9 protein-coding genes and 1 tRNA gene are annotated in these 13,244 nt (G+C 45.3%); 5 read left to right on the forward strand and 5 right to left on the reverse strand.

The window, feature by feature from the left end; translation table 11 throughout:
* Together ACYVAA_RS15120 and ACYVAA_RS15125 are read right to left on the reverse strand one after the other, a co-directional pair.
* The coding region (locus ACYVAA_RS15120; RefSeq protein WP_460543194.1) for a Fic family protein at positions 1-948 on the reverse strand (948 nt) is incomplete at its 3' end.
* 406 nt (positions 949-1,354) lie between these two features.
* Positions 1,355-1,427, reverse strand: a tRNA-Met gene (locus tag ACYVAA_RS15125).
* 139 nt (positions 1,428-1,566) lie between these two features.
* Between ACYVAA_RS15125 and era the strand changes: the two genes are divergently transcribed.
* The 4 genes from era (at position 1,567) to ACYVAA_RS15145 (ending at position 5,181) form a co-directional block, all read left to right on the forward strand.
* Positions 1,567-2,457, forward strand: coding sequence for a GTPase Era (gene era / locus ACYVAA_RS15130; protein WP_460543196.1), 891 nt, complete (start codon positions 1,567-1,569; stop codon positions 2,455-2,457).
* A gap of 24 nt (positions 2,458-2,481) precedes the next feature.
* Positions 2,482-3,795, forward strand: coding sequence for a ribosome biogenesis GTPase Der (gene der / locus ACYVAA_RS15135; RefSeq protein ID WP_460543198.1), 1,314 nt, complete (start codon positions 2,482-2,484; stop codon positions 3,793-3,795).
* Between the two features lie 75 nt (positions 3,796-3,870).
* Positions 3,871-4,092: a hypothetical protein gene (locus tag ACYVAA_RS15140; protein ID WP_460543201.1), complete on the forward strand. Its 222-nt coding sequence runs from the start codon at positions 3,871-3,873 to the stop codon at positions 4,090-4,092.
* 462 nt (positions 4,093-4,554) lie between these two features.
* Positions 4,555-5,181 (forward strand): SprT-like domain-containing protein, encoded by a 627-nt coding sequence (locus ACYVAA_RS15145; protein WP_460543203.1) that lies wholly within the window; start codon positions 4,555-4,557, stop codon positions 5,179-5,181.
* Positions 5,182-5,470: 289 nt separating this feature from the next.
* Here ACYVAA_RS15145 and ACYVAA_RS15150 read toward each other — a convergent pair whose 3' ends face one another.
* The 3 genes from ACYVAA_RS15150 to rho all read right to left on the reverse strand — a co-directional run bounded on the left by ACYVAA_RS15150 (position 5,471) and on the right by rho (position 11,263).
* Entirely contained in the window at positions 5,471-7,018 is a 1,548-nt protein-coding gene (locus tag ACYVAA_RS15150; RefSeq protein ID WP_460543205.1) for a glycine-rich domain-containing protein, read from the reverse strand.
* 407 nt (positions 7,019-7,425) lie between these two features.
* Positions 7,426-8,967, reverse strand: a complete 1,542-nt coding sequence (locus ACYVAA_RS15155) for a glycine-rich domain-containing protein (protein WP_460543207.1) — start codon at positions 8,965-8,967, stop codon at positions 7,426-7,428.
* Positions 8,968-9,478: 511 nt separating this feature from the next.
* Positions 9,479-11,263 (reverse strand): transcription termination factor Rho, encoded by a 1,785-nt coding sequence (gene rho / locus ACYVAA_RS15160; RefSeq protein WP_460543209.1) that lies wholly within the window; start codon positions 11,261-11,263, stop codon positions 9,479-9,481.
* 449 nt (positions 11,264-11,712) lie between these two features.
* Between rho and serS the strand changes: the two genes are divergently transcribed.
* The gene (serS, locus tag ACYVAA_RS15165; RefSeq protein ID WP_460543211.1) at positions 11,713-12,987 is read left to right on the forward strand and encodes a serine--tRNA ligase; all 1,275 of its coding nucleotides are present in this window, start codon (positions 11,713-11,715) and stop codon (positions 12,985-12,987) included.
* Positions 12,988-13,244 lie beyond the last annotated feature (257 nt).

A 13,244-nucleotide genomic window follows, 5' to 3' on the forward strand; every position in this document is an offset into this window, starting at 1 on the left:
TCCATCCATTAGCCTATTCAACAATTTTCTTTGTCGCTCATTTATTGGAGTATCTATGTGCTTCCGCCAAAAATCCGCTTTGAACAGAACTTTTGAAAGTATTAAATCCGTGGACCTTAAAGCATTGACCAAACAGTTTAAAAACCAAACAATCCAATCAGTTATATCCAAATTCCCCTTTTGCGTTTTTTCCAATATCTCATAATACTGTTTTCTTTCCAACCGGATCTGGGCAGACATACTGTAAAAACGTTGGTTACTTTTATCAGCTTGCGCCAGGAGCATATCGGTCAATGCTCTTGTTATCCTTCCATTTCCATCTTCAAAAGGGTGGATGGTTACAAACCATAAATGGGCGATTGCTGCTTTAATTACCAGGTCCATTTTACTATTGTTGAACCAATCTAGAAATCGGGTCATTTCTTTTTCAATCAGATTGGAATCTGGTGCTTGAAAATGAACCCTTTCTTTCCCCATTGCCCCGGATACAACCTGCATGGGCCCGGTAGTATCTTTTCTCCAATCTGCTACGGTAATTTTGTACATCCCACTTCTTCCTGTGGGAAACAAAGCTGCATGCCAGTCAAAAAGCCTGTCAGCCGTTAATGGGTCAAAGCATCTTTGAGTAGCGTCAAGCATCATTTCTACTACTCCTTCTACACTTCTGTCAGCATCCACCGCTCCTGCTATTTCCATTCCCAATCTACGAGCAATTGATGAACGGACTTGGTCACGGTCAAGGAATTCGCCTTCTATCTCCGATGATTTTAATACATCAAGGGTCAATGTATCAAGTAGCGCCTCATTTCTCAAATCGAAACCTAATGTTTCCATTTTTCCAATAAGTCTACCCTGTAAATTTCTTGCCTCACTTAACAGGTCCAGGAAGTCATTACTGTTCCAGATAAATTCCGGCCAATTATCTTTTTGGTGTATAAAAGCTTTCATTCAATGCACTGTTTGCAACGAAAATAACCTTTATTCGACGCTAACCCAAATTAATCGTTGCCTATTTTGCATCAAATAGCGCCCTTATTAGTTGCACGGTCGTCTCTTTTGTTTTAACTAACGCTTTTTATGGTTGACCAAAAAGAAAAAATAGGCTTGAAATAGCAGTTTACAAATAACAGAACATTAACATTTGAAAAACTCATGCTAAAATTCTTGTTCTATTCAAATGGATTTGGAATACAGGTGAAAAGGGGGACAAAAAAAAAAGGGGACGAAAAGAGGGACAAATTTGAGTCATTTGGAATCAATTGGAATTGAATTGAATCAATTTCACCTAACAAGCTGCATTAACAACCCTATATAACACAAAAAGTTGAACGAAAAGGTTCAACTAATTGTTTAGTAGCGGGAACAGGACTCGAACCTGTGACCTTCGGGTTATGAGCCCGACGAGCTACCAACTGCTCCATCCCGCGATATATCTTTATATTTTCTATATCTTTTTCCTAAATTAAAGGCGATTTTGACTGCTTCAAAACCCTGTTTCCTTTATTGTGATACAAAGGTACGCAGAATTTGTGAAAAATCAAGTACCTTTGTAAAAAATTTAGTTAGATGTCCGAAAAAACACATAAAGCCGGTTTCGTAAATATCATCGGAAAACCCAATGTAGGCAAGTCCACTTTGATGAACATCCTTGTGGGAGAGCGACTTTCCATCATTTCTTCCAAAGCGCAGACCACACGTCACCGCATACTGGGCTTGATCAATGATGAAAATTACCAAATCGTATTTTCTGACACCCCGGGCATGCTCAAGCCCAAATACGAGCTGCACAAGAGCATGATGAGCTTTGTCAACCTCTCCCTGGAGGATGCGGATGTCATTGTCTTTGTGACCGATCTTTTTGAAACGGACAGCGAAATCGAAGAGGTCATAGAGAAAATCAACGCCTCAGGCACGCCCGTTCTATTGGTGATCAATAAAATCGACCTGTCAAAGGAAAACAAACTTGAGGAAGTCACCCAATACTGGACCGAACGGATCAAGGCGGCCACCATCATCCCCATCTCTGCCCTGGAAAACTTCAATACAGAAAGGATCCTGCAGGAAATACTGGAACGACTGCCCATCCATCCCCCTTATTACGACAAAGAGGAACTTACTGACCGGCCGGAACGTTTCTTCGCTTCGGAAATCATCCGGGAAAAGATCTTCACCAACTATAAAAAGGAAATCCCCTATAGTACTGAAGTATCGATCGACCAGTTTATCGAAGAGGACAACATCATCAAAATCCGCGCAATCATATTCGTGGAACGTTCCAGCCAAAAAGGCATTATCATTGGTGAGAAAGGCAAAGCCCTTAAAAAGGTCGGCACACAGGCAAGAGAAGCGCTGGAAGCTTTTTTTGACAAAAAGGTCTTCCTGGAGACCCATGTGAAGGTGGAAGACGACTGGAGAAAAAACAAAAACAAACTTAGAAAATTTGGTTACGACCAATAATAAAATACTCAGCAGAGAAAAGAAATGGCAAATATTGTAGCAATAGTAGGAAGGCCCAACGTAGGAAAATCCACTTTTTTCAACCGTCTTGTAGAGCAGCGCAAAGCAATAGAGGACAATGTCAGCGGGGTAACCCGTGACCGGCATTACGGACATGCTCAGTGGGGCGGCAAGTTCTTCTCGGTGATCGACACCGGAGGCTATGTCACCGGCTCCGACGATGTTTATGAAGCAGAAATACGCAAACAGGTCAAACTAGCCGTAGAGGAAGCCTCCGTCATCCTCTTTGTGGTGGACTGCATCGACGGCCTTACCGACCTGGATAAGGAGTTTGCCAACGAACTAAGAAGCACCCAAAAGCCCATTTACATCATTGCCAATAAAGCCGATACGCAGGAGCGGATGTTTATGGCCAATGAGTTTTACGAACTGGGTCTGGGAGAAGAAAAGATCTACCCTATTGCTGCGGTCAGCGGAAGCGGCACGGGAGACCTGCTGGACCAGCTTACCACCCACTTTGATGATGAAGGCATAGAAGACCCGGATGCAGGGATTCCAAAAATCGCCATTTTGGGAAGGCCCAATGTCGGCAAATCTTCTTTCCTTAACGCACTGCTGGGCACAGAACGCTCCATCGTCACCAATGAGGCCGGAACGACCAGGGACGCCATCAATACCCATTACACACTCTATGGTCAAAACTTCATTATCACCGACACCGCCGGTATCCGGAAAAAATCCAGGGTAAAGGAGGACATTGAATTTTATTCCGTCATGAGATCGCTCAGGACCTTGGAAGACTCCGATGTCATCATCGTCATGGTGGACGCGTCAAGGGGCCTCGAAGCCCAGGATGTCAACCTGATTTCCCTGGCCATCAAAAACAACAAAGGGGTCATGATCATGGTCAACAAATGGGACCTTATCGAAAAGGACCACAAGACCATGGACAAGTTCAAACAAAGCATGATGGAGAAACTGGGCGAACACAAATGGATCCCCATCATCTTCACCTCCATGCTCACCAAGCAGCGGATTTTCCAGGCCATAGAGCTGGCCGTGCAAGTACACGACAACAAAACCAGAAAAATCCCTACCTCTCAACTCAACGACAAAATACTTCCGGAGATCGAGCGGTACCCGCCACCGGCATGGAAAGGAAAATACATTAAGATCAAATATATCACGCAGCTGCCGACCAAAAATCCTGTGTTTGCCTTCTTCTGTAACCTGCCCCAATACCTCAAGGCTCCCTACACCAGGTACCTTGAAAACCGCATCAGAGAACACTTTGATTTCCAGGGGGTTCCTATAAAAATCAGCTACAAAAGAAAATAAAAAATATTTTTTGATAAAGTGCTTGAAAATATGATAAGCGGTAGTACATTTGCATGCTTATTATAAATCAAACACATGAAAAACGTAGTTGTTTTGTTTGCCCTTGCTGGTCTGGTATTGACCACATCTTGCGGCAAGAAAGAAGTTGAACAAACTGAAGAAGTGATCGAAACTCAAGTTGAAGAAACTGAAGAGACGATTGAAGAAGCAGTGGAAGAACTTGAAGAAGCAGTAGAAGAAGCCGGTGATTCGGTAGAACAGACTGTGGAAGAGGTAACCGAAGAAATCAACGGTTAATCCCTACTTAAAACTGGAAATTTCAGGAGCACCGGATACCGGTGCTCTTTTTTTTATCCCTAACCGGGACTCCTTATACTAGTCGGGGTTCACATACTAGCCGGGATCCATACTGGTCGGGATTTGTAATCCCGACTTCCTAAAACAAAACCAAGCTGGTTGGGATTTGCAATCCCGACCTACCAAAATAAACACTTTAATACCCCAACCTCGCCATTGATCTGCTTTGGAACATACAATAAAACATTGTACCCTCGGCGCACTTCCTTTCATCCGGCATCATGCTAGTCGGGATTTGCAATCCCGACCTCCTAAAACCAAATACTTCCATACCCCAACCTCGCCATTGATCAACATTGGAGCATTCGATAAAACATAGCACCCTCAGCGCACTTGCTGTCCTCCACGCTTAAGCCCTTAACAATTGCAGATAAACAAAATATTCGCTTATTTGGAAGCCAAATGAACCAAGCCACCCAAACCAAGCTTTTCGCGATTTTCCAAAAAAAAGTCCCACCAACAGCTGCCCACTACTGCCTGAAACTCTGGCAAGAAACACCCTTTCATTTTACGGTCTCCCGGTCCCGAAAAACTAAGCTCGGCGATTTCCAATACCGTTCGGACCATTCCATCCAAAAAATCACCATCAACCATGACCTAAACCCCTATCAGTTTTTGATCACCTACATTCACGAGGTAGCCCATCTACACACCTTTGTGAAACACGGCCCAGGGACCAAACCCCACGGGCCTGAATGGAAACGAAATTTCCAAAAGCTCCTTTCCCCCATGCTTACAGAAGCGGTTTTCCCAAGGGACATATTGCTACCATTAAAAAAGCACATGACCAATCCCAAGGCTTCCTCCGGGGCCGATTTCTGGCTCAGCAAAGAACTCAGAAAACACGACCTTTCCTTTGGACCGGACAAAGCTATCTATTTAAGTGAAATCAGCATAGGCAGCCTCTTTGAACTGCAGGGACGGAAGTTTAAAAAAGTATTGCCCAAGCGGACCCGAATCCTCTGCGAAGAAATCCACTCAGGAAGAAAATTTTTGATTTCAGGAAATGCCGAGATCAAGGTCATTTGATCCTTAGGTAAGGCCTTTTAGCCCAACAGAGCAAAGGAAAGCACCCAACACCCCTGCTCTGCAAAAAAATATGTACACCCCAAAGACACCGGCTCCTCTAAATTAGCAAGCATCCCTTACAACTTGTTACCAGTGACGGAGAATGCACAGAAACCCACAGAAAAGATTTTTTAATTCTATGGAATCCCCTCCTCCGGCCGGCTGGCAGTGAGAAATAAACTTACCGGTGTAATTCTGAATAATCGTAAAAAAATAACTTAAGGCCCTAACCTTGACCTGGGAAAGAACCTTATTTTTTAATAACCTTGATATGCTCCACACGATTTCCCCAGCATATCTCAAAAACCCACAAACCTGAAGGGATCTTGGCAAACTCTCTCTTTACAAAAGCAGAAAAATCCTCCAGCCCTTGCACCCAAAAGACCTCTGTGGAATAAAAAGAAGAAACAAACCTAAACCGAAGCGCTTCCTCATGATAAGCGGTACTTTTTGCCAAAGCCACCTCAAGGACATCATTGACCGACGGATTGGGATACACCCTCCAAACCCCTGCTTCCGCATTGGTAGACGCGGGCACATCTATCGAAAGCACCTTGCTAAATCCAAAATCATTGTTTAAATCCACCTGTTTAAGCCTGTAATAAGCTCTTTCTCCCCCGTGCGGAAGCTCCTGATCCACAAAGGTGTATTGATGTACCTGGTCAGACCACCCCACCGCACTTACTTCTCCCACTTTCTTGAAATCCTCCACTCCATTGACAGACCGCTCTATCTCAAAATGACTGCTTTCCCATTCCTTCGATGTGGACCAACTCAACCTCACTGCCCGGGAAGATGCCAATAGGTCTATGGAAAAATCCTTCCACTTCACAGGAGTCGCCCGGGCAGAAAGCTTTATGATCACCACCCCATCAGCCCCATCTCCTCCGGAACCAGTTCTACTCGCCCCACCTCCGGAACCGCTATTAGGGTATCCGTCACCCCCATTCGCCTCATTAACCTCTTCAGTTTCAACTACATCATTTTTATTGTTTCCATCTCCCCCAATGTCTGAACCTCCTTGCCCTTGCTTTTCTGGATCTTTTTCATCAGTTCTAGTAGTTCCTCCCCCACCACCAGCGTACCATCTTTCATCACCAGACAGGGAAAACATTAGTCCTCTTCCTCCGTTTCCACCTGAATTGTTTCCACCCGAAACGCCGGGAGAATGAGCTCCCCCTCCTCCGCCTCCGCCAGGCTGTCCTTTTCCACCACCTACTCCACCATTATTGCCTTGGGAACCAACACCATTCCCCCCATTACTCTTATTGTCCGCACCATTGCCCCCTCCGGATCCACCACTTCTTCCTGCTCCAACACCACTACCTGTGCCGCCTCCGCCTCCGCCTCCGCCATTAGCCACTTGCCCATTGAATGAAGAATTGGTCCCATTCTCTCCTCTTTTTCCTGAAGCAGTCCCTCCTGCCCCACCGACACCCACAACCACTGCATAGCTCTCTCCGGAAACCAGTTCCATGGAAGTAACATGTACCAAACCTCCGGCACCTCCTCCTCCGGCACCTGTGCCCTGCCCGCCTCCGCCACCTCCTGCTACTATCAAGACCTCTGCCTCATCAAATTCTTCCGGCATCACAAAATTTCCATCACAAGTATATATATATGCAAAATCACCATTGGCTAACTTCACCAGCACCAAGCAATCATCACTTTCTGAATAGCTTTCCATAGAATAACTTACACCATCAAGAGAAATGCTTCGCTCCTGAACACCAATCTGCACACCTTCACCTGTCCGATTCTCAAAATTGACAGCAGCGGCCTTAGAATATGCTCCCATTAAACAAAAAAGCATAAGCATTGTCCCTGCCAACAAAAGACATTTCTTTAATCCCATCGAAATCTGATACTCCATAATTAACCCAATTCCCCAACGATCATCGAGCTCCCTCATGACCCCTAAGGCAGTACTGTTTCTTACCGTAACTTTCCTTTAACTTACATTTAAAGTATTTTTAAAGTATACGAAAAGCATTTTACAGCCCGCAAAGATATGAAAACTACAAAGCTAACAATGGGTTTCCTCAAAAAGTTTATCTTAAACTTTTCCCAAAAAGAGCAAAACACCGCCCCCATTGGGGCGAAAAAATAGAAAAGCTGAATTTAGGAAAAGCAAACAGAAAGCATCAAAAAGTACTCAATCCCCAAAAAATCGTCTGGCATTCCCTGACTAAACCCAACCAGGTTTTATTGTTTGATCACTTTTAAATATTCTACCTTTCCCTCCCAAGCCAACTCAATCACCAACAATCCCGCAGAAAAACCTTGGACCACCTCTGCGATTTTAGGATTAAGCTCACGGGCAGAACTGACAGTTACCACATCCGAACTGTTTAAGCCATTAAACACCTTAAAACTCACATTTCCTCCTTGATAGGAGCCCATTGCATTTAAATCCACACGCAATTGACTACCTGTGGTAGGATTGGGATAAGCCTTCCACACCCCCGTTTGGACAGCTGACTTTACCGGAACTTTGACCATCAGCACCTTGCTATATTCAAACGATCCATCCAAATCCACCTGTTTGATACGGTAATAGGCCCTGTCTTTTCCAAAAGACAAATCCAGGTCCTCATAGGAATATTCCACCAATTGGTCTGACCAGCCTGCTGCATCAATCTCTCCTACCTTGACAAAATCACTGAAACCTTCCACGGACCGCTCAATCTCAAAATGACTGCTTTCCCATTCTTTCAACGTAGACCAATCCAGCTGAACGGCCTTTTTTGAAGAAGAATATTCTGCTGCAAAACCACTCCATTTGACGGGCGTCAGCCGGGCTGATATCCTGATGATGACGATACCGTCACCTCCTCTACCACCAATATGCGCCCTACTACCACCTCCTCCGGAGCCGGTATTGGCAGCTCCCGCTCCGCCATTTCCCCGGTTATTACCATCCCCTCCAATACCAGAACCTCCCAAACCTTGCTTGGAAGCACTACTATTATCGTCCTTTCGTGCAGTGGACCCTCCTCCTGCAGCATACCACACCTCTGCATTGGAAATGGTATACATCACCCCCTCTCCTCCATTTCCACCATCGTTGTTTTTCCGGGACTCTCCCACAGACCCGGCACCACCGCCTCCGCCACCGGCATGCTGACCATTTCCAGCTCCCCCTCCACCATCATTTCCCTGACCTCCAGTACCGCTCCCCCCAAATGCAGAAGCATCCGTTCCGCTTCCTCCCCCTGAACCTCCATTCTTGCCGGTCCGGAACAAAAGCCCCTCTTCTCCACTGCCACCACCACCACCACCAATTGCAGTTTGACTGTTAAAGACGGAAGCCCCTCCATTCCTACCACTATAATCCCTTATAATATTAGAAGTCCCACCGGCGCCTCCCTGGCCCACGGTAACAGAATAAGACTGTCCCTCTGTCAAATTCATGGAGGCCACATAGACCACCCCTCCGGCACCGCCACCTCCGGCACCTGTACCATAACCTCCGCCTCCCCCACCGGCCACAATCAGCACTTCGGCGTCATCAAACCCCATTGGCATGGTGAATGTCCCGCTACAGGTATAGGTATAGATTTTATCCCCCGATGGCAGATCCAATACACTCTCACAGGAATTACTCCTTTCCGAAACTGCGGACAGAAGCTCACTTTTACTCATAGTGGAAGAGCTTTCTGTCTGTGCATACAGAGAGAAATGAAGCCCGCCGATCAACCAAAACAGCAAGACCATAGCTACTATGGAAAATATCTTCTTTGTCATCCTAACAAGGTTTAAAAGCAAAGGAATTAAGTCGGCGATCCGGCATTCCGATTTTAGGAAGGTGATTGGGTGATCAACTTTCAATTCCATCGGAAACCCCTCTTCCATCCGACCCCTATCCAGCAAAAGCATCCCACAAACCTCCCTACACGCGCTCAAACTGCATCAACATTACTTTTACTGTATATGAACGACAATTTATTAGTTTTAAAAATATAAAGCAAATTTTTAGTGATGAATTACATTTATATTGCAACATATAGTATCACAACCCTTATAGGAACTAAATGAAATTGGAGTCCATGACCATCACACTATTATAAAAAACAGGAATAAACAGCTCTTGGAGCCTCGGTACTACTTTTGACTGCTGACAAGAAAGGGATAAAAAAAATCCAGTCTGGACTTATGAATGAGTCCCCAATTGGGAGACATCATCGGTGAAAAAAAAAAAAAAAAAGCCCCTGGTCGTCAAACCAGGGGCTTTTGAAATAGATTATTTTGAACAAGATTATCCGTTCATGCTGATCAAAAACTCGGCATTGTCACGGGTTCCTTTCATACGTTGTAGCAGGAACTCCATGGCTTCCTGGGAAGTCATGTCGGACATCAGTTTTCTCAATATCCAAATACGTTGCATTTCTTCTTTTTCCATCAACAGATCTTCCCTTCTGGTACCTGAACCAGGCACATCGATAGCAGGATAAATCCTTCTGTTGGAAAGCTTTCTGTCCAAGCTTAGTTCCATATTGCCGGTACCTTTGAATTCCTCAAAGATGACCTCATCCATCTTGGAACCGGTTTCCACCAAGGCCGTAGCGATAATGGTCAAGGACCCGCCGTTCTCCACGTTTCGGGCCGCACCGAAGAAACGCTTTGGCTTATGCAGTGCATTGGCATCCACACCACCTGAAAGGATCTTACCTGAAGAAGGTACCACGGTATTGTAGGCCCTGGCCAATCGGGTGATCGAATCCAATAGGATGACCACATCGTGCCCGCACTCTACCATTCTCTTCGCTTTCTCCAAGACCATGGAAGACACCTTCACATGCCTCTCAGCCTGCTCATCAAAGGTAGAAGAGATCACTTCCGCCTTTACCGATCTGGCCATATCCGTCACCTCTTCTGGGCGTTCATCGATCAAAAGGATCATCAAATGACACTCAGGGTGGTTCTCGGCAATGGCATTGGCAATCTTCTGCAACAACACCGTCTTACCGGTTTTAGGCTGGGCTACGATCATCCCCCGCTGGCCCTTGCCAATAGGGGCAAATAAATCCACAATCCTGGTAGAGAAATTATCCGCCTTGGTGGTCAGCTTCAACCTTTCTTCAGGGAACAGCGGAGTCAGGTATTCAAATGGAATCCTGTCCCGAATCTCTTCGGTGGTCTTTCCGTTTACTGAACTCACCTTCAACAGGGCAAAATACTTTTCCCCTTCTTTGGGAGGCCTGATCTGGCCTTTGATATTATCACCGGTTTTCAGACCAAACAGCTTGATCTGGGATGGCGACACATAAATATCATCCGGAGAGGCCAAATAATTATAATCCAAAGAACGCAAAAATCCATATCCGTCGGACATGATCTCCAGCACTCCTTCGTTTTCAATTATCCCATCAAATTCCTTAACGGCCACAGAATACTTCTTACGGGCACCGTTTGTCGGCTGCTCATCGGCTTGCTCACGAAGATTTTTACGCTTCGGCAGGTCCGCTTCCTCTTCCTGGCCCCTTTCCGTCGCCACACGCTGCGCTTCCTCATCTACCACGGCCTTTCTTCTTGGACGGAAACTCCTGGGCTTATTTTCTTCGGCATTTCCGGCAGCTACTTCAGCTTTCACTTCCTCTTTTACCTCTTGTTTCTTCTTTTCTGGCTGGGGCTTGACCGCCTCTTTAGTGGGCGCTTTTTCCTTTTCCTTTTCTTTCTCTTTTGGAGTGGGCTTGGATTCTGCCTTAGGACTGGCTTCCTTCTTCGATTCGGCTACATTCTGCCTTTTGAACTTGGACTTGCTTTCCTTCTTCTCTTCAGCAGGTTTTACTGCTACCTTTTCCTTTTCATCCTGTGGTTTCTCCTCCTTGGCCACTTCGACCTCGGTTTCGGCTTTTTCGGTTTCTGCTTTGGAAGGCTTTTTCTTTGGAAGGGCTTTTTCTGGGGTGATTGCTTGCTGATCTAGAATCGCATAGATAAGATCATCTTTCTTGAGGGACTTGTAGTTTTTAACCCCCAATTCCTCCGCTATCTCCTTCAACTCAGATAGCAATCTGATTTTTAGTTCTTCAATATTATACATAAAAAACGTATAAGAGGTACTTAGATGTGATTAATTGAAATGAGTACTGTGACTGTTTAATTGATTGGTATAAAAAGGTATCTTTTGAATAAGATGAATCCACAGGGCGTGGACTATGAACTTTTTGATATCACAATATTACAGTAAGCAACTTTAATTCGCAAACTTTTTTGTATAGTATATATTTTTATTCCATTTTTTTTGTTTTCACCGTAATCGGTTGGGCTGTGAATTCAGACTCAGGCTTTTATAGTAGCTTGCAAAAGAACTGTCCAGCAGTGTAATCAAAAAAGGACTTACCTTCGTCTTTCTCTACCCTAAATTTAATACAATTCATCAAACTTCCAATTTTTACTGCACTTCTCTCCGCTCTTTGCTGCTACACTCTTAATGGAGGATTTACATAAATCATTATCTTTGCAGTTCCAAAATAAAGCGAAGCGAAACTCATGCTACAGGTAAATTTTATCCGTGACAATTTTGACCAGGCTGTAGAAGCATTACAGAAACGTTTTTTTGCAGATGCCGAAAACAAACTGCAGGAAGTCCTGGACTTAGACAAAAAAAGAAAAGAAACCCAACTGCTAAGGGACCAGCTACAGGCGGAGTCCAACACCATATCCAAGCAAATCGGACTCTTAATGCGGGAGGGCAAAAAAGAGGAGGCCGAACAGGTCAAGGGCCGTACTGCCGAAATCAAAAATGAGATAAAATCCCTGGAAGAGGCCTATAATGATACAGAGGAAAAGTTAAAGCAGCTTCTGTACAATATCCCCAATGTGCCCCATCCTAGTGTCAAGGCGGGAAAATCAGATGAGGATAATGAAATCATACTGGAAAACGGCAGTTCCCCGGAACTTTACGAAGGCAAACAGGCCCACTGGGACCTCATCAAAAAGTACGACATCATTGATTTTGAACTGGGAAACAAAATCACCGGTGCCGGATTCCCGGTATATAAAGGCAAAGGAGCAAGACTGCAAAGGGCCTTGGTCAACTTCTTCCTGGATGAAGCCATGAAACAGGGCTACCAAGAAGTCCAGCCCCCCATCCTGATCAACGAGGTCAGCGGTTATGGCACGGGGCAGCTTCCCGACAAGGAGGGCCAGATGTACCACGCCAACCATGACAACCTCTTCCTGATCCCTACTGCGGAAGTGCCTGTGACCAATATGTACAGGGACGTCATCCTTCAAGAAAGGGACCTTCCCATAAAAAACACTGCTTTCACCCCTTGCTTCAGAAGAGAGGCTGGCAGCTGGGGCGCCCACGTCAGGGGCCTGAACAGGCTCCATCAGTTTGACAAGGTGGAGATCGTTCAGATTTCCCATCCGGACAAATCTTATGAGGCTTTGGAAGAAATGAGCAGCTATGTACAAAGCCTGCTTCAAAAGCTAGGTTTGCATTACCGTGTCCTCAGGTTATGTGGAGGAGACACCGGCTTTACCTCTGCACTGACTTATGATATGGAAGTCTACTCCGCTGCCCAGGGCATGTGGCTGGAAGTCAGCTCTGTCAGCAATTTTGAAACCTACCAGGCAAACAGGCTAAAGCTGAGGTTCAAAGATGCCAACAAAAAGACCGTTTTGGCCCACACCCTCAACGGCAGTGCCTTGGCGCTCCCCAGGATCGTTGCGGCCATATTGGAAAATAACCAAACCGAAAAAGGCATCAAAATGCCCGAGGTCCTGGTTCCCTACCTTGGCTTTGAATGGATCGACTAACTGAGCTCATAAAAACTACAAAAGCCTTCCAGGAATCTCTCTTGGAAGGCTTTTGTAGTTATTGGGTGATTTGGTTATTGGGGAATTGGGTTATTAGGTTATTAAGTTATTAGGCTATCCCACATCCCTCGGGAGTGTTAGCTAAACTCTGTCCTTTCCCTTCCCTGGGGCTAGCCCCAGGGAAGGGAAATTTCCACTAAATAATTAGGTTTCCGTATTGATGTCCAAACTGATCCTCCCCTCAAATTTAATGGCCA

The organism is Echinicola sediminis, assembly GCF_054777495.1.